This window comes from Fictibacillus halophilus, from assembly GCF_042680145.1.
In the GTDB taxonomy this organism is placed as follows: domain Bacteria; phylum Bacillota; class Bacilli; order Bacillales; family Fictibacillaceae; genus Fictibacillus; species Fictibacillus halophilus_A.
The window spans coordinates 1406651-1432331 of the sequence record NZ_JBHTNQ010000001.1; the positions used below are offsets into that span (position 1 = coordinate 1406651).

The following is a 25681-nucleotide window of genomic DNA, read 5'->3' on the forward strand; positions in this document are numbered from 1 at the left end:
TGGAAGAAATCTGTTTTCGGATATTCATAATGATAAACAATGGTGAAATCGTTATCATATATATGGTAAAGTGAATAGTGATACATGACCCGAAGACAGGTGGATACGATGAAATCAACTGAAAAAGAATTATTATATACAGAAAAACAGCGTTTGATTGCTTTATATGAAAAGTTTGATGAACTAAAAGAATTTGAAAAAGCAGGACAGATTAGTGAACTGTTTCTTAAAGTTGCGGAAGAAGAGTATGCTATTGCATTCTGCGGTCACTTCTCGGCAGGAAAATCCAGTTTGATCAATGCTTTATCAAATACGGGGATTTTACCGGCAAGTCCTATTCCAACAAGCGCGAATATCGTAAAAATGAAACAAGGTGAACCTAAGGCTGTTGTTCATCTGAAAAATAAAGAAGTAGTTACGTTCAAACATCCTTATAACGTAGAAGAAATCAAGACTTTATGTAAAGACGCAGAACTTGTAGATGCTATCGAACTTTTTTACGAGAAAAAGGAAAATACTGCGGCAAACATTGCATTTTATGATACCCCTGGAATTGATTCTACAGATCCAGCTCATAAGAAAGCGACTGAGAACGTCATACATTTAGCGGATGTTATTTTTTATGTTATGGATTATAACCACATCCTTTCAGAGACAAATATTGAATTTATCAAATCGTTGAATGAAAAGGGCAAATCAATCCGATTAATTATTAATCAAATCGACAAACATCAGGAAAAAGAGCTTTCTTTTAATTCCTTTAAAGAGAACGTGTTTGAGGCGTTTAAAGCTTTTGGAATCAGTAAGGAGCAAATCTTTTTCACAAGTGTAAGATCCCCGGAAATTCCTTTTAACGATCTCTCGGCTTTAGTAGCTTATATAAAAAAAATCGAATTAAATAAAGACCATTTGCTACTTCAGGAAACAAACCGCCAGCTTCGTTATTTTGTGACAGAGTTTGTTGAGCAAAATGAAAAAAACAAACTTAACTTAGAGGCAATAGAAGAAAAACTGGCACTTTTGTATAACGAAAAGAAAAACCAGCAATCTTTAATAAGCGATATTGAACAAAATAATAAGGAAAAAGAAAAAACCATTCGTGATCAGTTTGTGAAAATAATTGAGTCTGCTCAATTAATGCCATATGAAACTAGAGAAAAAGCAGGACTGTTCATTGAGGCTGCAAAAAATGACTTTAAGGTAGGTTTGTTCTTCTCAAAACAAAAAACAGAACAAGAACGAACCCATAGAAAAAATGCATTTCAAGAAAAACTGCAAGAGTCAGTTGACGCTCATATAAACTGGCATGCACAAAATTATATAAACAGCTTGCAGAAAGAGTTTCAGATTGATTTTCCTCAATGGGAAAACATAAGTCTTAATGATGAAACGTTATATTCCTATGTCCAATCAGGTTTATCTTCACAAGGACAAGGTCTGATAAATTATTGTGATAGCATTGCTGGGGAAGTAAAAAAGAAAGCCCGGCAGCAGATGAGTGAATGTATCTCTTTTGCTATTTCCATAGTAAAAGGTGAGAATGATAGAGTTTCTGCGGCACATCAAGATAAAGAAGAAAAGATTAATAAGGAAATAGCAGCTCTTAAAAAGGAAAAAGAAGATGCTGTTATTTGGGCAGAAAAAAAGAAAGAATTGTTAAGTGCTGCAACCGCTGAAGAACCACTGGTTTTTGCTGTGAAAGAGTATGAACAAAAATTTAAATCACAATACAATGAGATATCGGTTGAAGAGTTTAAAAGCAAATTTGGTGAGATAACAGAAAACAAAACGTTAAACGCTGAACAGGTTATTTCTGAAGTACAAAAGAAGGAAAATGAAAGATCCGGCACGCTATTAGATGAGACTGAAAAGCTATATAAAACAGCAGCCCTTCTTAAGCCATTATCCGGATTTTCAAACATAGCAGATGAGATGAATCAGCTTGCTGACAGGCTAAAGAAGCGCTCTTTTTCAACTGTATTATTTGGAGCATTTTCGGCAGGGAAATCTTCCTTTGCCAATGCCTTGTTTGGAGAAGCGATCCTTCCTTCATCACCAAATCCGACAACAGCTGCCATTAATGAAATCCGAAAACCAGATGAAGAAAATGAGCATGGTACTGTAATGATTGAAATGAAATCGGAGCAGGAAGTTCTTAATGAAATCAATATGATTCTTCAATCTAATCACAATGATTTAAGTATTTTACAAGATACTTCAAAAGAAGAATATGAGGGTAATAAGCATGTAGGAGCCTTTATACAAGGGTATCAAGGTTCTAAGAGACAGCTGGGCACACACATTAAAGCTGATATGTCCGAAATCAGAAACTTTGCAGCTGTTGAATCGAAAGCCTGTTTTGTTAAAAAAATAACGATATATTACAGCTGTCCATTAACTGAAAAAGGTCTTGTTCTCGTTGATACACCTGGAGCGAACTCCATTCATTCACGTCATACAGAAGTAGCATTTGAATATATGAAACAGGCAGATATTATTATTTATCTGACTTACTTTAATCATGCCTTCTCTTATGCAGACAGGGAATTTTTAATACAGTTAGGAAGGATTAAAGACACATTTACTTCCGATAAAATGTTCTTTGCCATAAATGCTTCTGATCTGGCGAACAGCGAAGAAGATAAAAAGGATGTCGTAAACCATGTGAAAGGTAACCTCCAGACGTTTGGGATTCGAAATCCAAGATTATTTTCGGTTTCCAGTAAAAATGAATTATCCGAACAAGGGCATCCTGAGAGCGGTTTTGACTTATTTACTAAAAGCTTGTTTCATTATGTAGAGAATGATCTTGAACAGGCGATGATCAAAAGTGCAGAAGCTTCTCAAAATCATGCCAAAAATGTCGTTCACAATATGGTCTCTGAAACAGAGCTAAGACTGCAGCAAGAAGATGAATATTTGAATGCTATTCAACAAAGAGAAAATTCATTGCTGGAATATTGCACGAAGAATATTTTCTTAGCAAAGAAACAATTTGAACAGGAGCAGAAAGAGCTCTTATTCTACGTTAAACAAAGGGTCTTGATTCGCTATCATGATTTTTATAAAGAGACCATTCATCCAGCTGCTGTCAAATCTTCTAAAGCCGAGCTTAATGCATGTATCTCAGAATTATATGCTAAGTTAGCACATGATCTTCACCAGGAATTCAGAGCCTGTTCACTACGCTTAGATAAATGGATACAAAGGAATCTTAATGATAAAGAAAAGAATACGATAGAAAAAGGCGAGGAATTCCAGGTTAGTTTAAAGCTTCCCGCAGAGAATTCAAGTTTGTATGATACACCTTCACTTTCTTCTAAATTCAATGATAGCGCAGGAAGAGATAATAAAGAATGGATATCTTATTTCAAAAATGCAAAACAATTCTTTGAACAAGGCGGTTCTAACGACCTAAAGAATGATTTGGCAAAACGTGTAGAGACAGAAGTGGAACAATGGATTGCAACAGCAGAGAAAGCACTTGAACAACATTACATGTCTGTTATCGCGAAAGCAGAACTTCATTCAAGAGAAGATTTCTTGAATCAGATCACCGGTTATTTTAACGAATTAAAAAAACCAGGAGATCTTGAAGCTCGGATAACTAATTTGAAAAATTGCCTAAATAAAATGTCACATTAATAAAAAAGGCTCATTTTTATAGATTGTTGCTTTTGGACATTTTTATAGAGTAAGCTTCGTTGACAAGTTGATTGGAGCGGAAGGTGCGAGACTCCTGTGGGATAAGCGGGACAGGTGAGACCCCTGCAGGCTTGATTAGCCTAGGGGGCTCACCGCACACCCCGCGGAAAGCGAGCATCCTGTAGCGGAAATCAACATCTTCTAATCTCAACAATGTATACGAAAACAGCCATAAAAACAGCACTGCTGCTTGAGCATGTGCTGTTTTTTCGTGTTATAAAGCTGCTTTATTTAAAGATTGAAAAAGTTTAACTGTAGATAAATCGGAATCTGAAGGGTATTGATACTTTTCTTTGTAGTTCTCAGGTCCTTTTCCAGTTATAATGACGACACTTTTTGGAGGTGCTTCCCTTAAAGCATAAAAGATTGCTTCTGTTCTGTCAGAAATAACCGTAGGGGAGTGCGGACCAACTGGTATCGCTTCTTTTGTTTCTTGAATAAGCTGCTCTGTTGTCACTCCATCTAAATCATCTACCGTTAACACGGTTTCATCGCTATATTCTAAAGAGATGCTGATCATTTCCGATCTTTTCGTCACGTCCCGATTTCCTCTAAATCCAAAAACATGATAGAACGGACGGCTGCCCGCTTTTTTTCTGGCTGCTTCTAATACTTGTGATACCCCGTCAGGAGTATGTGCGTAATCAATGATGACTTCAGTCCCATTATAAAGAGTAAGTTCTTCAAACCTTCCAGGTATGCCCTGGAAGGTCTTGAGATAGTTAATGGAATCCTTAATAGGTACTCCGTAATCAAGTGCAGCAGCGATAGCAGCAGTGGTATTTAAGGCATTATAATCACCGGGCAAGGGAAGAGGGACTGTTACATGCAGCGTTTCATGAACAAGATTAAAATGATTTTTCCCTACATCTTCAATATAAAAATGATCAGTTTTTCTTTTCCCATAAGTCCAAACCTGCAATGTATTCTTTGAAGACAATTCCTGAATTAAACGTTTTCCATAGCTTCCTTCACTGCAAATAATAGCTGTACCTTTTGGTTTTAAATATGAAAAAAGTTTTGCCTTGCATTGATAATAGGACTCCATTGTACCGTGATAGTCCAGATGATCGTGAGTTAAATTTAAGAAGATGGCCTGATTATATGTGATCCCTTCAATTCTATTTTGTTCAAGGCCATGGGAACTTACTTCCATCACAACTGCTTCGTCATTACTTTCGCTCAACATTTTCTGTAATGTAACAGGGTCAGGAGTTGTATGCGAGCTTTTTACAATTTTAGAATTGATATAGTGGTGAACAGTACCGAACAATGCAGTTGAGATTCCATGTGATATGAGGATGTGCTGCAATAGAAAGGAAGTCGTGGTTTTTCCATTGGTTCCAGTAATTCCGGTCATCTTATGCTTTTTGTACGGTTCGTCATAAAAGTAAGAAGCAGCAAGGCTTAACAATCGCTTCGTATCTTTTGCGTAAAAGTAAAGGCCAGAGGCTGATGTTTCACGATATTCACCAACTACAGCTGCAGCACCATTCTCAAATGCTTCTTGTATGTATTGATGTCCGTCCGCCTGCACACCTGAAATAGCAAAGAACAAATAACCCGGCTCTACTTTTTTTGAATGAGAAGTAATGCCGGTGATTATAGGATCTTTATTTGTATTGGCGTCAATGTGCAAGTGGCTTAATAATGCTTGTAAATTCACGGAAACGTCATCCTTTTAATAAAGTATTTGTATTGTTTTTCTAATTTGAGTTCTTATACACGAACATAAATTTAACCGTAATATGGTTATGTAAACTATTCGAAAAAACCGCCCATTTTAGGGCAGTTTAAGAAATAGTTTTTATAAAATTTTCTAGACCGTCCATACCCTTTTCAAGCTGCTCTAAAGATGCAGCATAAGAGATTCTTATATAACCTTCTCCAAGAGAAGAAAAGGCATTACCCGGTACGACTGCTATACGTTCTTTTTGAAGAAGATTTAAAGCAAATTGATAAGAACTTAAACCAAAATGCTTAACAGGAATGAAAAGGTAAAAGGCGCCATTAGGTTTTTCGAACGCCAATCCCATCTGCTCCAAACGGCCAGAACAGTAATCCAAACGTTTTTTATATTCATTTCTCATGGGAGCTGCGTCATCTTTGCCCTTAGTCAGCGCTTCTATAGCAGCTGCCTGTGAAATCGTTGATGCACAAGTAACATTGTACTGATGAACCTTTAAAACATGCTGAAGGATTTCAACAGGGGCAAATAAAAGGCCGATTCTCCAGCCAGTCATGCTATGTGATTTTGAAAGACCATTAATAACAAAGGTCTTATCGCGCATCCCGTTATAAGATGCTATAGACCGGTGTTTTCCGTTATATCTAAGTTCACTGTAGATTTCATCAGAAATGACAAAGATATTTTGGTTACATAAGTAATTAGCCAGTTCTTCAAGTTCGTTATCTTCAAGAATTACCCCAGTAGGGTTGGATGGAAACGGAAGAATAATGGCTTTGGTTTTAGGTGTAATAACTTCCTTTATAAGATCCACCGTTACTTTAAAACCTGTTCGTGTAGTATCGATATATATAGCTTTCGCTCCGCACAATGTAATTACGGGTTCATATCCTGGATAAACTGGTGCAGGCAATAAAACTTCATCACCTTCAGACAAAATGGCTCTCAAAGAGATATCAATTGCTTCACTCGCTCCCGTTGTAACAATAACTTCATTTTGATGGTTATAGTTAAGATCATACTTTTCATAAAGAAATGAAGCGGCAGCTTTCCTTAATTCTTCATATCCAGCGTTATGTGAATATACGGTTTGATTATTATGTATAGCTTTTATAGCTGCTTCCTTTACATGCAGTGGAGTAGGAAAATCAGGCTGACCAAGAGTGAGGGATATCGCGTCTGGATATTTCGCTACCTCATTAAAGAACTTGCGTATACCTGATATTTGAATGGATCTAGCGCGGCTGTTTAACAAATGTTCCATTAATAATAACTTCCTTTCGTCTTCCACATGCGGTTTTCTGAGTATTTTGTTGAAAATTCACTTTGCAATAAGTGTAGCTTTAATTTGTTTCTGCAGTCAATGGGTGGATTTTCTTGTATGGTTTCAGCACTTTTTACAATACTAAAGAGGTAATAGTACGGTTGTGGAGGATATTATGGAAGCAAAGAAAAAATGGGATCTGCTTGCACTCGCATCAATTCCTCTTGTAATGACGCTGGGAAATTCGATGCTTATACCTGTTCTGCCTGAGATCGGAAAGGAATTAAAGATTTCCTCATTTCAAGTCTCAATGATCATTACAGTTTATTCAATTGTTGCCATTCTTTTAATACCTATCGCGGGTTACCTTTCAGATCGATATGGACGTAAAAAAGTAATTATCCCGAGTCTTTTTATTGCAGGGATCGGGGGATTAATCTCAGGATGGGCGGCCTGGCAAGCGGATAATGCATTTATGCTTATTCTTGTAGGAAGGTTTCTTCAGGGGGTGGGTTCTTCTGGTGCTGCACCTGTTGTAATGCCTCTAGTTGGAGATATGTTCAAAGAGGAGGAAGAAGTTAGCTCTGGTTTAGGCCTGATTGAAACATCTAATACGATAGGGAAAGTTCTAAGCCCGATCCTTGGGGCTTTTTTAGCCACTATTATTTGGTTTTTACCTTTCTGGCTCATTCCCGTGTTCTGTGTAATTTCTATTTTATTGGTGCTGTTTTTAGTTAAAGTTCCAAAGAAAGACCAAGAGAAGCAGCCGTTTAAAGAGTTTTTAAAGAATGTTAAAGAAATCTTTCATAATGAAGGTAAATGGCTTATGGCTATTTTTTTTATCGGCGGAGTTATTATGTTTGTGCTTTTTGGTATTTTATTTTACCTATCGACCATCTTAGAAGAAAAATACTTCATCAAAGGTGTTATGAAAGGTTTAGTACTGGCGGTCCCTTTATTGGCTTTATCAATTTGCTCTTATATAGCAGGGAAAAAAATTAAACAAAATAAAATAGTTATGAAATGGTGCACGTTCATATCCATGGTGCTTCTCGGAGGATCAGCATTCCTGATTACATTTTTTGAAAATGTTTATTTTTTATTAGGGGCATTATTCATTGCCGGAATTGGTATTGGGGCAGCATTGCCTTGTTTGGACGCTTTAATTACAGAGGGAATAGATAAGGAAGCAAGAGGAACGATAACCTCTATTTACAGTTCAATGCGATTTGTAGGAGTAGCTTTAGGTCCGCCAATCTATGCCATACTGATGAAATCCTCACACGAAATAGTTTTCTATACATCTGCAGGTGTAAGTATACTTGCTGCAATAGCTGCGTTCTTTGCGATAAAACCTGAAAAGGAAAAGGGCGGGGGAGATGAAGGCAGCAAGGAAGCACAGTCTGCAAAGAATCTAAAGCCAGCAGTAGAATAGCGTAATTAAAAAAGGCTGTTTTCGCAAACTTTGTTGCTCTTGAAAGTGGTCGATTTCCGCTTCAGGATGCTCGCTTTCCGCGGGGCGTGCGGTGAGCCTCCTTGCGCTTTGCGCCTTTAGGAGTCTCGCACCTTACACTCCAATCAACTAATCGAAGAAGCGTATTTCCAAGAAATGTTAAAAAAGCAACAATCTTTTAGGAATTTTAAAAAAACAGCGGACTCAACCGCTGTTTTTCTTGTTTATTCTTCAATTAATACGATACGTGCAGGGGAGGCATCTAGACCCCTGATTTTCAACGGAGCGGCTACCATCAAGTATTCGCCTTCGGGCACATCTTTTAACTGCAGACCTTCAATAATAATTACATCATTTTGAAACAATTGCTTGTGAGTCGGATGATTTTCTTGAGCACGTTCGACTCCGAGAGCGTCGATCCCTACACCTGATACTCCGATTTCAGCAAGTGTTTTGGCAGCTTCATGATTTACATAAATGAACTCAAAGTTAAATTCCGTATCCCACGAGTTTTTCGTTTTAAAAAGTACAAAATCACCTTTTTGAATATCTTTGCCGGCGAGGTCATCCGCTTTAATTGAATCTTCAGCATTTGTAAGATCGATTACTTTTGCTTTTCGTACTAGTTTTTCCAGCGGCAGAGTTTCAATCGTATCACCGCCAGGGACCATGTGAAGAGGAGCATCAACATGTGTTCCTGTATGAACATCCATTGCGATTCGAGTTTCGGTAACATGGCCGTTTTGTGAAGTGTCAAAAGAAGGCTGTTTTTCAGGTTTGTTTTTATATACAGGCATACCTTCGTAAATTGGTAATGAAACGTCGTAAATTTTCATTTGATTAACATTCCTCTCTTACTTTAGTCGGTTCCCACCAGGAATGGCCATCTGCGTTTAATAATTGTTCTGCTTCCTGAGGACCCATGCTGCCTGAGTGGTAATACGTAATCGGAGCACCGGCGCCATTCCAAGTTTTAGTTATACGGTCAATAAACTCCCAGCTTAACGCAACTTCATCCCAGCGTGTAAAGTATGTGGAATTCCCCAACAAACAATCATGCAGAAGCTTTTCATATGCTTCAGGAGAGTTCATGTCAGTAGCTGATTTATTGTTATAAGTCATATCGATCGGCAATAGATCTGATGTGTCTCCTTTTGGTTTAGCATTTAGTGTGAGACTGACACCTTCATCAGGCTGAATATGAATTCTTAACAGGTTTGGCTGATATTTTTCAGTATTAGCGTGATAGAGAGCCATTGGACCTTGTTTAAACTGAATAACAATCTCGGTTGATTTAACAGCCATGCGTTTTCCTGTACGGATATAAAATGGAACGCCTGTCCATCTAAAATTATCTATGAACAGTTTAGCAGCAACAAAAGTTTCAGTTTTTGATTCCGGATCTACATTTTCTTCTTTTAAGTAGGCGGGAACTGATTCACCTTTAATTGTTCCATCTGTATATTGGCCGCGGATAACGTTCTTTCTTACTTCTTCTTCGTTAAAGAAACGCAATGAACGAAGAACTTTTACTTTTTCATCACGGATATGTTCAGGTTTTAGTTCGCCAGGCGGTTCCATAGCTACCATCATAACCATCTGGAGCATATGGTTTTGGACCATATCTAATAGAGCTCCTGATTTTTCATAATAAGCAGCTCTGTCCTCAACGCCTAAAGTCTCACTTGATGTAATCTGAACGGAATCAATATATTTATTGTTCCAGATCGATTCAAAGATCGCATTTCCAAATCGGATAACTTGTATGTTTTGTACCATTTCTTTTCCGAGGTAGTGGTCAATACGATAGATATCATCTTCATTAAAACTTTGCTGTATTTCTTCATTCAATTTTGTAGCAGAAGGAAGATCATGGCCGAACGGTTTTTCAATTACGATTCTCTGCCAGCCCTCGGTATTTGTGATGCCTTCTGATTTTAAGAAGGTAGGTATGGTGCCAAAGAAACTAGGTGCCATCGCTAAATAATATAAACGGTTGCCATTTGTCTGATAATCTCTGTCCAGAACATTCAGCAGTTCTTCAAGCTCATGATAGCTAGGTTCACTTGTAACATCCATCTTTAAGTAATAAAAGTGAGAAGCGAATTTCTTTACCTTATCACTTTCGGTGCCTGGCGTGTGTTCGTTAACAGCTTCATACACTTCCTGCTGGAATTGCTCATGTGAATATTCTTTTCTGGATACACCCACAACAGAAAAGTTCTCTTTCATATGGCCCTTTTGGTACAATTGATAAAGAGCAGGAAAAAGTTTTCGGTGAGCAAGGTCACCTGTTGCTCCAAAGATTACAATAGAAGCATTTGGTATACTATGTATCATTTTGCAAGTCACTTCTTTCTATCAGTTCTAATGGTTACAGTTTTCCCTAGATGAAGATAAATTAACGTAATACTTCACAAATAGGAGGTTATCTTATGTCCAATTTAGTAAGCCCTGAATGGGTGGACAGTAAAATAAAGGATGAAAACACTGTTTTTTTCGATTGCCGTTTTTCATTGGCTGACCCGGAAATGGGTTTTGAGATGTACAAAAAAGATCATATCGAAGGAGCATATTATGCTGACTTAGATAAACATCTATCTGGAACAATTTCAACCCATGGCGGCCGTCATCCGTTACCTTCCGTAAACATACTATCACAATTTTTAAGCAGTTGTGGAGTAGACTCAGAAAAAATAATAGTAGCATATGACGATCAATCCGGTACAATGGCAGCAAGATTCTGGTGGCTTATGAAGTACGCTGGACTGAACAATGTATATGTCATGCAAGGCGGATATACACACTATAAAGAAAAAGGCTACGCTGTCTCAAGTAAAGTGCCTAATAAACAGTCATCAGAAATTAAACTTGATTTTAATGACAATATGATAATTACACGTGAAGAACTGGTTAAAGCTCTTCAGCAAAAAGATAAGCTGCTTTTAGACGCAAGAGAACCTAACCGCTTTAAAGGGATTACCGAACCGATTGATCCTGTCGCAGGACATATACCAACAGCCATAAATGTACCATGGGAGATTCATTTTAATGAACCAGGCTGTTGGAAAGATAAAAAGGATCTAAAGAACTTATACAAAGATCACTTAGTGGATAACAAATCACCAGTTGTCTATTGCGGATCAGGTGTTACAGCATGTGTTAATATCCTTGCTATGAATGAAGCTGGATTAGAACTTCCGATTTTATATGCAGGCAGCTGGAGTGACTGGATTAGTTACAATGACCATGAAAAAGAAACACACTAAAATAAAATTTCACGTACCGTAATTTAAATAAAAAAGGAATGAAAAGATATGAAACAAGGCGATCTGCATACCCATACTACTGCTTCTGATGGTACATTTTCGCCATCACAAAACATCCAGCGCGCAGTTGAGAAAGGATTAAAAGCCATCGCAATCACAGATCATGACACAATAAAAGGTGTCGAGGCTGCAATTGAAGAGGCAACTAAGTATGATGATTTTGAATGTATACCGGGCATTGAGATCAGTACATTGTATAAAGGACAAGATATTCATGTTCTAGGCTATTACATTGATTATAAAGACAAAAATTTTCTGCTGACACTAGAAAAGCTGACCTCAGTAAGAGACCAGCGGAATAAGATGATTTTGCAAAAACTAAATGAGCTGGGTATACAAATAGATGAATCAGAACTGGAAGCAAAAAGATGCGGCGAAGGGAACGTAGGCAGAGGACATATAGCTGAGATTTTAATGGAAAAGGGTATCGTGAATTCACTTCCTGATGCATTTGAAAAATACCTAGGTAAAGGTAAAGCAGCATACGCCATACCTGATCGCATTTCACCAATGGAAGCCGTAAAAATTATTCAGGATGCAAATGGCGTCCCTGTGTTAGCTCATCCTGGAATCTATGATGCTGATGAACTGATTGCATTATTAAGTGAAATCGGCCTGGCAGGTATCGAATGCTGTCATCCTGACCATACGATAGAACAGGTTCATCATTATGAGAAACTAGCAGATAAATATTCCTTAATTAAGACTGCGGGCAGTGATTTTCACGGCTTTAGGAACGGTGAGGTTTTTCACGGAGATATAGGAAGCTGTACGGTTCCTTTAAGTACACTGGAATCATTAAAGAATTTTTGTAAATAATCCTTGCCAGCAGGCTCGTAACCTTATAAGATTCTATACGGAGAGTTATTGAATATAGAGAGGAAGTACGAGTGTGACTTGGGATTTATTAAATATCATTGGAACGATCGCATTTGCAATTTCCGGTGCGCTCGTTGCAATGGAAGAAGATTATGACATACTGGGTGTATTTATTTTAGGATTGGTTACTGCGTTCGGTGGAGGAATCATACGCAACGTATTAATAGGACTCCCTGTGGATACGATTTGGGAACAGGGTCTATTACTTAAATCAGCCCTAGCTGCTATGGGTATTGTCTTTTTTATGCCGGAAAATTTAATTCAATACTCAAAAAGGAGTTTGCATTTCTTTGATGCAATCGGCCTTTCAGCTTTCGCTATTCAAGGAGCAATCGCTGCTTCAAGCATGGGGCATCCTATGAGCGCGATTATTGTTGCCGCGATTTTAACAGGAATAGGCGGGGGGATCATTCGTGATATTCTAGCTGGCAGAAAGCCAGTAGTGTTGAGAGAAGAAATTTATGCTGTTTGGGCTCTGCTAGGCGGACTGATTGTAGGTTTAAATATAGTGAACGGTACAATTGAATATATGATTTTATTTATCTGCCTCGTTGTCTTTAGGATGCTGTCCCTTAAATTTAATTGGAAGCTGCCGCATAGAGCATTGTGATGGCATTCAGCACATTATCCACCCTTTACGGGTGGTTTTTTTGTGCAGGAATTTATTCGTTATTTATGGAATTTATGTAAAAGAGACAGGAGGGCTGACAAATGTATACTACTTTTTATAAAAACGAAAAAATTCAGCAGCCGAATTTTACAGCCGAAGTTTGTTTTGATTATTATAACGAACGGATCCGAATTGATGACTATCGCGGAAATGTAAGTTTATTATCGAAGTGGCTCGACGAGATCGCAGCTCAAAATAATTTCCATAAAATAATAATCAAATCCCGTCACGATGATCTTTCCAAATGGCTTGAGTTAGGTTTTATATATGAAGGGGAGTTTACGGGTTACTTTAATGGTGCGTCTGCAGTTTCTATGTGCAAGTATTTAAATAACGAAAGAAGAAACAGCAGTTATTGGATAGAAGAAGACAAAATTATAAAAGACGTATTAAAGCTGTCCCCAACTTCAATATCAAATTCTATGCCGAAAGAATATACATTGCGGATGGCAGATGAACAAGACGCAAAAGAACTTGCAGATTTATATAGTCAAGTATTTGAGGTGTATCCAACTCCAATGGATGACCCGGAATATGTTCTTAAAATGATCAAATCAGGAACATTGTTCTGTGTGGTAACTTATCAAAAAAGAATTGTAAGTGCTGCGTCAGCTGATGTAAATGCTGTTTATCATAATGCTGAAATCACTGATTGTGCAACTCTCACGGAACATAGAAAATTTGGTCTTATGAAACATTTGATTGATCACTTGGAACAAGAACTTTTTAAAAGAAAAATCTATTGTTCCTATTCAATAGCGAGAGCTCTTTCATATGGCATGAATGCCGTATTTCATCAAAAAGGGTACGTTTATAAAGGGAGACTGGCTAACAACTGTAAAATTTTCGATAAATATGAAGATATGAATATTTGGGTTAAAGATTTATCCGAAAGCATATGAGTGCCTGAAATTCGGCACATGCTGACAAATAATCGGCATCAAAGGGCGGTGTTGTTTCATGATTTCTGGATCAATGGAAACAGCTGAAACATTAAATGCGATTTTAAAGACAATTGATGAAGGCATTCATGTTGTAGATGCAAATGGAATGACTATTTTCTACAATTCGGTAGCTGCCTCTTTAGACGGTTTAACTTTAGAAGAAGTGCATAACTACCATGTTTTAGATGCCTTTCCTTCACTTACAAAAGAAACGAGTACGTTATTAAAAGTTATACAGACAGGTACTCCTATATATAATCAGCATCAAGCTTATACGAATCGAAAAGGAAAACAAATTGATACAGTTAATTCAACTCTGCCGCTTTGGCTGGATGGTGAGTTAATTGGAGCAGTAGAGGTTGCAAAAGATATATCAAAAGTTAAACAGCTTTCAGATCAATTGCTCGACTTGCAGGCAAAAATGAAAACAACAAAAAATAAAACCGATAAACAAACCTTTGCCACCTATCATTTTCAAAACATTTTAAGCTTAGATCCTTTACTTAACGATATTAAGGAACAATGCAGAAAAGCATCTAAAACAAGTTCTCCCATAATGATTTATGGTGAAACTGGGACAGGTAAAGAAATGTTTGTACAAGCTATTCATAATGAGTCACCGAGGGCCAATAAACCATTTGTTGTTCAAAACTGTGCGGCTATTCCTGGACCTTTACTTGAAGGGATATTGTTTGGTACGAAAAAGGGAAGTTTTACAGGTGCAGTTGACAGGCCTGGGGTTTTTGAACTGGCTGACGGAGGAACATTATTTTTAGATGAAATAAACTCAATGCCTATTGAACTGCAGGCAAAGCTTCTTCGTGTTATCCAAGAAGGTGTAGTACAGCGTATTGGAAGTACAAATTTACGAAAAGTAAATGTAAGAATAATATCTGCCCTTAATGAACCCACTGAACAATGTTTATCAAAAGGTCTATTAAGACAGGATTTGTTTTTCAGGTTAAATGTCGTTTACATTGAGCTTCCGCCATTGCGGGAACGGCAAAAAGATATTTCCTATTTATTAATTCATTTCTTAAATGAATTAAATACTGCTTTTAAAAAGAATGTATTGGGATTAACACAGGAAGCAGAGCAATTACTTAATGAATATAGCTGGCCGGGGAACATTCGAGAGCTGAAACACGCCGTCGAGCATTGTATGAATTTTGCTGATAACAACACAACAATTGGTATAGCTTTACTGCCTAAACATATAAAAAGCACAAAAAGTTTCAGAGCAGAAAATCATATACCTCTTCCTTCATCAATACCGCCATTGAGGGAAGCTCTTGGTGAATATGAAAAACAGATTATCCAAATGGCTTTGAAACAAACCTCGGGCAATATTCAGCAGGCAGCAAAAATTTTACAAGTTCCTAGACAAACACTTCAATATAAAATTAGACAAAAATAAACCGCCGATTTTTCGGCGGTTTTTCTATTTCAGTAATCTTGGATTTAGACCCGAAAACAGCCTAACGTGCATAAACTATAACGTGATTTCATTATTTAGAAATTTCAGATTAATTGGCACGAATCTTGCATGTTTTATTTGATGTAGAAATAAATAAAGGAGGTCACTTATATGCCGGTAGTTAATGGATTGTTCAAACCTAAGAAACATTGGAAAGAGTATGAGCTTTGGAAGGATGTAACTGAGGATCAATGGAATGATTGGTTATGGCAGCTTACTAATACAATCAGAAATTTAAACGATTTAAGGAAAGTAGTTAACTTAACACCTGAAGAAGAAGAAGGCGTAAAGATTTCTACTATGACAATACCTTTGAACATCACACCTTATTATGCATGGCTGATGGATCAAGACGATGCTAGATGTCCTATTCGAATGCAGTCAGTACCTATTGGAAAAGAAATTTTAAAGACGAAATACGATTTAGAAGATCCGCTGCATGAGGATGAAGATGCTCCTGTACCTGGACTTACTCATCGTTATCCGGACAGAGTTCTTTTCTTGGTAACAAACCAATGTTCCATGTATTGCCGTTATTGTACGAGAAGAAGATTCTCTGGACAGATTGGTATGGGTGTTCCTAAAAAGCAGCTCGATGCGGCCATTAATTATATAAGAAATAATCCACAAGTGAGAGACTGCTTAATCTCCGGTGGTGACGGACTATTAATCAACGACAATATTCTTGAATATATTTTAAAGAACCTTAGAGAAATACCACATCTGGAAATTATCCGTATCGGGACGAGAGCGCCTGTAGTATTTCCGCAAAGAATTACAGAAAACCTGTGTAATATCCTGAAGAAATATCACCCAGTGTGGCTTAACACTCACTTCAATACTTCTTTAGAGATAACAGAGGAATCAAAGAGAGCTTGTGAAATGCTTGCGAATGCAGGGGTTCCTGTTGGGAATCAATCAGTCATTCTAGCTGGAATTAATGACAGTGTACCGATCATGAAGAAATTAATGCATGATCTTGTAAAAATACGAGTTAGACCATATTACATCTATCAGTGTGATCTATCAGAAGGAATCGGTCATTTCAGGGCCCCAGTATCAAAAGGTCTTGAAATTATTGAAGGATTAAGAGGCCATACTTCAGGCTATGCTGTTCCAACATTCGTTGTTGACGCTCCAGGAGGCGGAGGTAAAATCGCTGTTCAGCCAAATTATTTAATCTCGCAATCTCCTGAAAAAGTTGTACTCCGAAACTTTGAAGGTGTGATAACTTCTTATCCTGAACCGCAAAACTATCAGTCTGGGAGAGCGGATGCTTATTTTAATGAAATCATGGGGACGGATCACATCAAACCGGCAATCGGTGTATCTGCATTAATGCGTGATGAAGCTTTCAACTTGGTTCCACAAGGCTTAAAACGTTTAGAACGAAGAGAGGATTATGGCACAAACCCTGAACATAGTTCATTAAAAGATAAACGGGATAAACGTGATGAATTAAAAGAGAAAAAATTTAAATTTGAACAAGAAAAAAGCGCAGGAGTTTCTGTATCACCTGAAGAACAAAAGAATGCATAAGAATGGAGGATAACATGAAGTGTTTATGGTGTGAAAATGAAAAGGCAGAACAGACTGACCGCACAGGTTATTGGGAACTGCCGGATGGCACAAGAGCAGTCGAAATAACTGTAATACCTTCTGTTTCCTGCCCCTCTTGCGGCATGGAATATCAAGAAGACCATATTGTAGATGAAATTGAAGATCAGCTTATGCTCATTGACACGAAAAATATAGATGCTTCTATTTCCTATACTGACCTGATGAGCATTCCAAGGTTTTTAAAGAAAAATTATTTTAAGCTATAACAACACATAGAGGAAGGGAATGTCTTTAATATGGCATTTCCTTTTCAACCTCACGAGGAAGGAGCCTTTTTTATGAGAAAATCTCATCTCATTAAACCGGTTCTAGGAAATGATTATCCTGTAATCAGTCATGGTAAAGGAATCTACCTATATGACAAAGAAGGAAAACAGTACATCGACGGATCATCAGGAGCTATTACTGCCAATATAGGGCATGGTGTACAAGAAATTGCTGAAGCGATGTGGAATCAGGCTAAACACGTATCCTTTGTATACCGCTCACAGTTTACAAGTGATGTTGCTGAAATGCTGGCGGAAAAACTAGCTGAATGTGCACCTGGAGACTTGAATTCAGTTTTCTTTGTTAATAGTGGTTCTGAGGCAACTGAAACAGCATTAAAGATCGCTATTCAATATTTTCAAGAGCAAGGGGTTTTTACGAAAACAAAAGTTCTATCGAGATGGACCAGCTACCATGGTATTACATTAGGAGCTCTATCTATGTCCGGACATCAGCTAAGAAGACAGCGTTTTAATTCGCTTTTAGAAGATTTCCCGGTAGCGCCAGCACCATATTGCTATCAATGTCCATTAAAGGATTCATATCCGGGATGCGGTGTCAGATGTGCTGATGAACTGGAAAACATCGTTCAAGCGATAGGAGCAGAACAAATAGCTGCTTTTATAGTTGAACCAGTGATTGGTGCTTCAGGTGGAGCTATTGTTCCGCCAGATGAGTATTATTCAAAAATCAGAGCGATTTGTGATAAGTATGACATTTTAATGATCGCTGATGAAGTAATGACTGGAATGGGCAGGACAGGAAAAATGTTTGCGATGGAACACTGGGGAGTCATACCAGATATCATTGCGCTCGGAAAAGGCATGAGTGCAGGTTATACACCTATGGCAGCAACAATCGTTTCAGACAAAATCATGAATGCAATTGAATCAGGGAGCAAAGTTGTGATGAGTGGCCATACGTTTAGTGCCAATCCTCAGTCAGCAGCAGCTTGTCTTGCAGTACTTAATTATATGGAAAGAAATAATCTCCAAGAAAATGCAGCACTAATGGGTGACTATCTTCAAAACCATTTACAGCGTTTGCAATGGAAATATCCATTGATTGGTGATGTTCGAGGAAAAGGACTGTTATGCGGACTTGAACTAGTAAAAGATCCTATGACTAGAGAACCTTTTGAACTATCAAACAAGATTACAGACCGGCTATTATCAATTTGTTTTGAAAAAGGGCTGCTTGTTTATCCGGCAGTTGGCGGTGTAACAGGATTTTCAGGTGATTCTATCCTTATATCTCCGCCACTGACGGTAACAAAAGAACAGATTAATGACATTATAGATATCCTTGACCAATCAATAAGCGAACTTACCAATCAATTAATCTCTGAAGGTTTATATATTACGGAAGCCACAAGTTGAAAGAGGTGTGGGAGATGGCACAAGTAAATAAACAAATATCATTAGAAAGTGCATCTCAATATTTTTTTAACGGAATGTCACTTATGGTAGGCGGATTTGGAGGGGTAGGTGCTCCTCCTTCTTTAGTGAATCTCATTCTCGAAAAGAATATTCAAGATATTTTTCTTATAAGCAATGACACTGGATTTCCATGGATTGGACCTGGCAAGCTTATTACTGAAAAACGAGTTAAAAAGCTGATCGCATCTCATATCGGTTCAAATCCAGAAGCCGGAAAGCAGATGCAGGATGGATCTTTGGACGTGGAGTTTGTCCCTCAAGGAACGCTCGCAGAAAAAATCAGAGCAGGAGGTATGGGACTCGGCGGAATTTTAGTAGATGTAGGTTTAGGTACTGTGGTTGAAGCAAACAAAGAAAAAGTTTATGTGAACAGCAAAGAGTATATGATAGAGACCGCTTTAACTGCAGACGTATCCATTATCTATGCGAAAAAAGCTGATTTGTATGGAAATCTTGTATATGACAAAAGTGCGCGAAATACAAATCCTCTAGTAGCGACAGCAGGACAAATCACGATCGCTGAGGTTGAAGAAATTGTGCCGACCGGTTCATTAAATCCCGAAGAAATCGTTACTCCTGGCGTATTTGTTGATTACATTATTCAAAGTAAAGGAGTGGACTGGAAATGGGTTTGGGAATTGAAACAAGGCACAGGATCGCAAGAAGGGCAGCACTCGAAATAAAAGATGGCATGACAGTTAATCTTGGGATTGGCATTCCGACACTTGTTGCAGATTATATCCCAAAGGAATTACATATTATGCTCCACACTGAAAATGGCATTTTAGGGATGGGTGGTTCACCTGCAGCAGGTGAGGAAGATGGGAATTTATCAAATGCAGGAGGATATCCCGTTACGATTCAGCCAGGTGCTTCTTACTTTGACAGTGCAACAGCCTTCGGGATTATCCGCAAAGGCTTGCTTGATGTAACGATATTAGGTGCACTTGAAGTCAGTGAGAAAGGTGATATCGCAAATTGGATCGTTCCCGGAAAGCGTGTTCCTGGCATGGGCGGTGCTATTGATCTTGCTCAAAAAGCGAAAAAAGTAATCATTCTAATGAACCATACAGACAAATTCGGAAATCCTAAAATTGTTAAAAATTGTTCTCTCCCGCTTACGGTAAGGGAAGGAGCACATATGATCATTACTGAAAAAGCAGTCTTTCATTGTGAGGACGGCCAATTATTCCTAAGAGAAGTAATGAATCCATATACCATTGAAGAGGTCATCAATACGACAGGTGCTGCCGTTATCGTTGATGAAAAAGTTTCTGTATTTCAATAAAAGTGCTGAGGGAGGACAGTTATGCTTCTAAAAGAAAAACTCTCGAATTGGCTTTTAAAAGAACAAGATAATGCGATACGTTTTTTGCAGGAAACTGTGCAAGAAGCAAGTACAACCGGCAATGAATCAGGGGTTCAAAATATGATTGCGAAAAAACTAAATGAAATGGGACTAGAAGTAGATATGTGGCACCCTGATGGGGAAGAGCTGGCAAAACATCCTTACTTTTGTGCGAGCCGAACTAACTTTAGCAGCAGTCCTAATGTAGTGGGTATTTGGCGAGGAAAAGGAAATGGACGCTCGCTTGTGCTAAACGGCCATATTGATGTTGTGCCTGAAGGCGATTTGAATCAATGGGATGATCATCCATACAGCGGAAAGATTATAGATGGAAAGCTATATGGACGTGGTTCTACTGATATGAAGGGAGGTAACCTGTCACTTCTTCTTGCAATTCAGGCGTTAAAAGAAACAGGAACAACCTTAGATGGAAACCTGTTCTTTCATAGTGTTATAGAAGAAGAGAGCGGCGGTGCAGGTACACTGGCTGCCGTGCTTAGGGGTTATACAGCTGATGCTGCTATCATCCCAGAACCAACTAACATGAAAATATTCCCTGCTCAACAAGGATCCATGTGGTTTAAGCTAACCATCAAAGGAAAGGCAGCACACGGAGGCACCCGCTATGAAGGAGTCAGTGCCATTGAAAAAACTGCTATAGTCTTAGAAGCAGTCAAAGCTCTTGAAACAAAACGCAACAAAAGGATAACGGATCCATTATATAGTGATATACCCATCCCCGTTCCCATCAATGTAGGGAAAATCTCAGGAGGAAATTGGCCATCTTCCGTTCCTGATACAGTTCAATTAGAAGGCAGGATAGGTGTAGCACCTCATGAAACATTAGAAGAAGTAAAACGGGAGTTAGAAAACTATCTTTCTAGCATTCAGGATGAATGGCTATTGGAGCATCCTGTTTCTGTAGAATGGTTTGGAGCTCAGTGGCTGCCTGGTTCTATTGATACAGATCATCCACTCATGAATACTCTTATCAAAAACTATGAACATGTTAAAAAAGAAAGACCGATCATTGAAGCTTCTCCATGGGGAACTGACGGCGGTCTGCTTTCACAAGCAGGAAATACACCCTCAATTGTCTTCGGTCCAGGTGTTACTGCCGTAGCTCATTATCCAAATGAATACATTGAAATTTCTAAGATTATTGAGGCAGCAGAAATTATTGCATTAACGATTTATGACTGGTGCGGGGGGAGTAACTAATGAAGAAATCAGAAGAATTATTAAAGCGAAAAGAGCTGAATGTACCAAGAGGACCCTTTAATACTGTATTGAGCTTTCTGGATCATGCAAAAGGCAGTACGATGACAGATGTGGACGGAAAGGAATACATTGATTTTGCCGGTGCTATCGGCACGCTTAATGTCGGCCATTGTCCGCCAAGAGTCGTTGAAGCTTTAAAAAATCAAATTGATAAATACATTCATCCTTGTTTTCATGTCATGATGTATGAACCATATATACAGCTGGCTGAAAAATTAAATGAGATCACTCCAGGAACTCATCATAAAAAAACATTCTTCCTGAACAGCGGAGCAGAAGCAGTAGAGAATGCAGTTAAAATAGCTCGGAAATATACTGGAAGAAAAGCAATCATTTCCTTTGAACGCGGTTTTCATGGAAGGACACTCCTTGCCATGTCATTAACTAGCAAAGTAAAACCATATAAGTTTGAATTTGGTCCTTTTGCTCCTGAGACATACAAGATGCCATATCCTTACTATTATAGAGATGAGCGAAATACGGAAGAAACCGATGCAGCGATTTTAAGCAAGTTTGAGGATTTCTTTTTAGGTGAAGTTCCTCCGGAAGAAATTGCAGCTATCATTTTTGAACCGGTTCAAGGCGAAGGCGGTTTTGTTGTTCCATCTAAAACTTTCGTAAAAGGTCTTCGGCAAATCTGTGATAAGTATAATATTTTGTTAATTGCAGATGAAATACAAACCGGTTTCGGGCGTACAGGTAAAATGTTTGCAATGGAGCACTTTGATGTGGTTCCTGACTTGATGACGATGTCTAAATCAATTGCTGCCGGCCTTCCTATTTCTGCTGTAACAGGAAGAGCGGAAATCATGGATGCACCTGCCCCAGGAGAAATCGGCGGAACATACGGCGGAAGTCCGCTTGGCTGTGTTGCAGCATTAGAAGTAATTGCTATGATTGAAGAAGAACAGCTATTATCAAAAGCGAACAAAATAGGTGAAATCATATTAGATACTTTTAGCAAATGGAAAGATCAATACGAATTTATCGGTGACGTTCGAGGTATTGGAGCGATGTGTGCACTCGAAATCGTCAAAGATAAAAAAACGAAAGCACCTGATGCAGACAAAGCAAAGAAAATCATAGCTCTATGTAATCTAAACGGAGTTGCGATTATGGGTGCAGGATTATATAGCAATGTGATCCGGATTCTCTCGCCGCTTGTTATTTCAGAAGAACAGCTTCTAAATGGACTTAACATCATTGAGGCGCAATTAAATCATATTAGTGAGACAGTATCTATGTAATTAATCAAACCTTGCTGAACTGGCAAGGTTTTTTAAATTCCAAAAACTAGGATTTATTCATAAATATTCAAAATATTATGGTATTATTTTAATAAGGAGAGATAGAGATGAGGGATTGTGGTTTTGAATAAATGGAAAAAAGTAATCATCGGAACTTTTCTTTTTGCAGGGTTTGTTATTTTTACGCAGTATGAGAAAAATGCAGAGCCTGCCTGGAAAGTTAATGAAAAAGAGTTTACAGTCGTAAAGACTTTTAATGAAGGGATAGAAAGAGAATACCTTAAGTTTGAAGAATTAGAAGTTGTAAATAAGTATGGATTTCTGCAAGAAGCTAACAAATCCATTCAATTACGTGATGAGTTACGAACATTGAAATTCGAAAAGATCTGGAATATCGAAGGACGATTATACATGTTGTACAGTGTTGATCTGAAGGAACGCGATAAGGATGAAAGAGATATTCCGCGCCTTACAGTAAAGAAAATAAAGCTTTCTACCAAGGATGGAAAAGATGCCGTATTTTCTGCAAGTGAAAATACAGGTTTTCCTGGAAAAAGAGACGAAGGTTTTGTTTATAAACACAGGCTATACAGATCGATGATGGTGATACCCATGATTGTCAACCATGACCAAATAGATTGGAATTTATTGATTCAGGCTAACAGATTTGAATTACAAGATGTAGAAATTTCTACTTTAAAAGGCTCTAAATCGATAAAAAATATTCCATTCAAAGTTTCTTCAGAAAATTTATATACAAAAGTTCTTGTATCTTCCCCAATAAATAAAACTTTTACATACGGGAATAACAAAATCGCTGAAATTAAATCGTATGACGTTCTGCTTTATGACCGACGCTTATCATTAGATATATCGAATGAAGATAAAGACCTTGTTGCATTTTCAGGGTATACCAATAATCAAAAGGACCGATTTACATGGGACATTATTGGTACTGAAGAAAAAGGCTATTACCTTCCTTCCGTAGAAGATTTTTTAGAAAATGACGATCGTGAGAAGACGATTACTTTTCATTCATCCATGCATAAAAATGCTAAATCTTACTCTTGGGCAATTCATAAAAAAGATATTAACCGTTTTAACAAAAATATGGAGCAAACGTTTATAAAGAATGAGGAGATCTAAAATCAAAACAAAATGAAAGTCATATACGAAGGATTTTCAAAATTTAATGGTGAGCCAGCCATTCAGTTTAGTGTTCTTTCTGAAAGTATTAGTAACCGATTAAGATTAAATCCTGAGAGTATTTATGGCAGAAATGAGATTCCTGAAGAATATAATCGCCTTTTTCACCAAAATCTCTTAACGATAACAAATGAATCAAATGAACAGTTCAGTAACTATGAAATGCACATGGATGAAACTGAAACAAAAACAACATATTATATCAATTTTTTTAAAGAAGATAGAAACGGAAGTACTAGAAATTACGTACCTATTCCAGAAGAGCGTTTAACCATTACTTTATCAGATTTAGTGTACTCAAAACCTTTGCCCACAGAGGTTACGATAAAGTACAAAGTACCTAAATTAAAGAAATAAGCATTTTTCAAAACTTATAAAGGGGAATCAGCTTTGAACACCAAATGGGGAAAAATTATTATAGGAGCTGTGTTATTAATCGGCTTTGTGATCTTTACACAATATGAAAAAAACGCTGAGCCAGCTTGGAAAGTAAACACGGAAAACTTTACTGTTCTAGATAGCTGGGAAGAGTTAATGAATTTTGAAAAAATGAAATATAATGATTTAAAATTTGTCGATCATTTTAACCTTTTTAAAAATAGTGATATTTCTGTTCCGCTTTCAAATGAACACAGAACTCTAAGAATAGAAAAGACTTGGAATAATGGGTTTCAGCTTTACGTGCTTTACAGTGTGGATCTAAAGGAGAGAGATAAAGATGAAGGTGATGTACCAAGTTTGAATGTAGAAAAAATCAAGTTAACATCAAAGCAAAGTAAAGATTTTTTAGGGATTGCAGAATTATATCCTGGAGAAACTTCATCAGAAGGATATGTTTTTAAACATCGCTTATACCGCTCAATGATGATTCATCCCGAATTTAATAATGCTGTAAATTCACAGGAAGATTGGGAAGAAGTGATGAAAAGTAACCGGTTCGAACTAAATGACATCACTATGAATTCGAAGAAAGGAGTAACAAATTTAAAGCCGATTGCTTTCCAGGTTGAACCAGCTCAGATAGTGGGGCTTCCAAAAGCTATTGAATCAATCCCTGTTAATCAAACATTGCTTGTAAACAATGGCGATGAAATAAGATTGAAGAATATGGAATTTTATCAGATAGGTTCTAGAATTATGCTAGATAAAAAAGTTGATAAAGATTTGGTTTCGCTGCTTGGAGAGGTTAATGTTAATGACAGAAAACATACAATTGAATATGAGATTGAATCAATAAATGAAGCAGAGGATTATATTCAAGCCTACTCACTAATGAGTGAGCTATTAAATTCAGATCAATCTGATAAAGGAACTTTTTCAATAACACATTCTGTTCACCGTAGCAAAAATGATTATTCATTCTCTGTGCCTAAAATTGACTTAGAGAAATATAACGCTAATCAAGCAGAAGGGGTAAGAAAAAACGAATTAGTTGTAAACGAAAATGATGTAAAAGTGGTTTATGAAGGGTTGTACTGGGATAATGCAAATAATCAAGGCGGTATAAAATTCTCATTAGAAACTCTGCCTAAACAAGATTCTTTAGAAGAGGAGTTTTTGTATCCTCGACCCAGCTATCATTTCGGTGAGGGAAATATGGACCGTTATGTGAGGAATATTGTTGCGGTTAAAAATTCGGCCGGTAAACAATTGGAGGATTATGATATTGCAAAGATTTTTAATGACGGAAAATCCTCATTTTTGATATATTTTTACAACGGTTTGCCTGCCGAGGACCTGTCTGTTTCTCTTTCAAATCTCACTCACATTGAGCCTTTAAAAAATAAAGTAGTGGTTCCTTTAAAACTTCCGCCTGCAAAAAAATGAATAAAACAGTAAGACTGCCTAAACTTTTAGGCAGTCTT

General features: G+C 37.5%; 21 protein-coding genes. 17 read left to right on the plus strand and 4 right to left on the minus strand.

From position 1 onward, the window contains the following. Nucleotides 1-108: 108 nt before the first annotated feature. Nucleotides 109-3645 carry a dynamin family protein gene (locus ACFQ4X_RS07345; protein WP_379834059.1) on the plus strand — a complete coding sequence of 1179 codons (3537 nt, stop codon included), beginning with the start codon at nt 109-111 and terminating at the stop codon, nt 3643-3645. A gap of 274 nt (nt 3646-3919) precedes the next feature. On the opposite strand, the gene ACFQ4X_RS07350 is transcribed toward ACFQ4X_RS07345, so the two are convergent. Together ACFQ4X_RS07350 and ACFQ4X_RS07355 are read right to left on the minus strand one after the other, a co-directional pair. Next, on the minus strand, nt 3920-5371 hold the full coding sequence (locus ACFQ4X_RS07350) for a UDP-N-acetylmuramoyl-L-alanyl-D-glutamate--2,6-diaminopimelate ligase (RefSeq protein WP_379834061.1): 1452 nt from the start codon (nt 5369-5371) through the stop codon (nt 3920-3922). A 127-nt stretch (nt 5372-5498) separates the two neighbouring features. Beyond that, a complete protein-coding gene (locus ACFQ4X_RS07355) occupies nt 5499-6656 on the minus strand; it encodes an aminotransferase A (RefSeq protein WP_379834063.1) in 1158 nt (385 codons plus the stop codon). A gap of 175 nt (nt 6657-6831) precedes the next feature. Here ACFQ4X_RS07355 and ACFQ4X_RS07360 point away from each other — a divergent pair, with 175 nt between their 5' ends. Beyond that, nucleotides 6832-8091, plus strand: a complete 1260-nt coding sequence (locus ACFQ4X_RS07360; RefSeq protein ID WP_379834065.1) for an MFS transporter — start codon at nt 6832-6834, stop codon at nt 8089-8091. A gap of 242 nt (nt 8092-8333) precedes the next feature. Here ACFQ4X_RS07360 and ACFQ4X_RS07365 read toward each other — a convergent pair whose 3' ends face one another. Further along, nucleotides 8334-8945 (minus strand): cyclase family protein, encoded by a 612-nt coding sequence (locus ACFQ4X_RS07365; RefSeq protein ID WP_379834067.1) that lies wholly within the window; start codon nt 8943-8945, stop codon nt 8334-8336. Between the two features lie 4 nt (nt 8946-8949). Further along, the gene (gene zwf / locus ACFQ4X_RS07370; RefSeq protein WP_379834069.1) at nt 8950-10449 is read right to left on the minus strand and encodes a glucose-6-phosphate dehydrogenase; all 1500 of its coding nucleotides are present in this window, start codon (nt 10447-10449) and stop codon (nt 8950-8952) included. Between the two features lie 95 nt (nt 10450-10544). Between zwf and ACFQ4X_RS07375 the strand changes: the two genes are divergently transcribed. From ACFQ4X_RS07375 to ACFQ4X_RS07445, 15 genes are all read left to right on the plus strand, one after another. Continuing rightward, a complete protein-coding gene (locus ACFQ4X_RS07375; protein WP_379834071.1) occupies nt 10545-11378 on the plus strand; it encodes a sulfurtransferase in 834 nt (277 codons plus the stop codon). Between the two features lie 48 nt (nt 11379-11426). Then, on the plus strand, nt 11427-12257 hold the full coding sequence (locus ACFQ4X_RS07380; RefSeq protein ID WP_379834073.1) for a PHP domain-containing protein: 831 nt from the start codon (nt 11427-11429) through the stop codon (nt 12255-12257). Between the two features lie 73 nt (nt 12258-12330). After that, nucleotides 12331-12927, plus strand: coding sequence for a trimeric intracellular cation channel family protein (locus ACFQ4X_RS07385; RefSeq protein WP_379834075.1), 597 nt, complete (start codon nt 12331-12333; stop codon nt 12925-12927). Nucleotides 12928-13028: 101 nt separating this feature from the next. Further along, nucleotides 13029-13889: a putative beta-lysine N-acetyltransferase gene (ablB, locus tag ACFQ4X_RS07390; protein ID WP_379834077.1), complete on the plus strand. Its 861-nt coding sequence runs from the start codon at nt 13029-13031 to the stop codon at nt 13887-13889. Between the two features lie 58 nt (nt 13890-13947). Next, nucleotides 13948-15348: a sigma-54 interaction domain-containing protein gene (locus tag ACFQ4X_RS07395; protein ID WP_379834079.1), complete on the plus strand. Its 1401-nt coding sequence runs from the start codon at nt 13948-13950 to the stop codon at nt 15346-15348. A gap of 171 nt (nt 15349-15519) precedes the next feature. Then, nucleotides 15520-16947: a lysine 2,3-aminomutase gene (gene ablA / locus ACFQ4X_RS07400; RefSeq protein WP_379834081.1), complete on the plus strand. Its 1428-nt coding sequence runs from the start codon at nt 15520-15522 to the stop codon at nt 16945-16947. Between the two features lie 14 nt (nt 16948-16961). Next, nucleotides 16962-17234: a YokU family protein gene (locus ACFQ4X_RS07405; protein WP_379834083.1), complete on the plus strand. Its 273-nt coding sequence runs from the start codon at nt 16962-16964 to the stop codon at nt 17232-17234. 72 nt (nt 17235-17306) lie between these two features. Then, nucleotides 17307-18674: an aspartate aminotransferase family protein gene (locus ACFQ4X_RS07410; RefSeq protein WP_379834085.1), complete on the plus strand. Its 1368-nt coding sequence runs from the start codon at nt 17307-17309 to the stop codon at nt 18672-18674. A gap of 14 nt (nt 18675-18688) precedes the next feature. Continuing rightward, nucleotides 18689-19417: a CoA transferase subunit A gene (locus tag ACFQ4X_RS07415; RefSeq protein ID WP_379834087.1), complete on the plus strand. Its 729-nt coding sequence runs from the start codon at nt 18689-18691 to the stop codon at nt 19415-19417. Next, nucleotides 19360-20022, plus strand: a complete 663-nt coding sequence (locus ACFQ4X_RS07420) for a 3-oxoacid CoA-transferase subunit B (protein ID WP_379834089.1) — start codon at nt 19360-19362, stop codon at nt 20020-20022. Before ACFQ4X_RS07415 ends, ACFQ4X_RS07420 begins: the two co-directional genes overlap by 58 nt. Before the next feature lie 21 nt (nt 20023-20043). Beyond that, nucleotides 20044-21303 carry a peptidase gene (locus tag ACFQ4X_RS07425; RefSeq protein ID WP_379834091.1) on the plus strand — a complete coding sequence of 420 codons (1260 nt, stop codon included), beginning with the start codon at nt 20044-20046 and terminating at the stop codon, nt 21301-21303. Beyond that, nucleotides 21303-22610 carry a 4-aminobutyrate--2-oxoglutarate transaminase gene (gene gabT, locus ACFQ4X_RS07430; RefSeq protein ID WP_379834093.1) on the plus strand — a complete coding sequence of 436 codons (1308 nt, stop codon included), beginning with the start codon at nt 21303-21305 and terminating at the stop codon, nt 22608-22610. Before ACFQ4X_RS07425 ends, gabT begins: the two co-directional genes overlap by 1 nt. A 123-nt stretch (nt 22611-22733) precedes the next feature. Beyond that, nucleotides 22734-23756, plus strand: a complete 1023-nt coding sequence (locus ACFQ4X_RS07435; protein ID WP_379834095.1) for a hypothetical protein — start codon at nt 22734-22736, stop codon at nt 23754-23756. A gap of 12 nt (nt 23757-23768) precedes the next feature. Continuing rightward, entirely contained in the window at nt 23769-24173 is a 405-nt protein-coding gene (locus ACFQ4X_RS07440) for a hypothetical protein (RefSeq protein ID WP_379834097.1), read from the plus strand. Nucleotides 24174-24206: 33 nt separating this feature from the next. After that, entirely contained in the window at nt 24207-25643 is a 1437-nt protein-coding gene (locus ACFQ4X_RS07445) for a hypothetical protein (protein WP_379834098.1), read from the plus strand. The last annotated feature ends 38 nt before the right edge of the window (nt 25644-25681 follow it).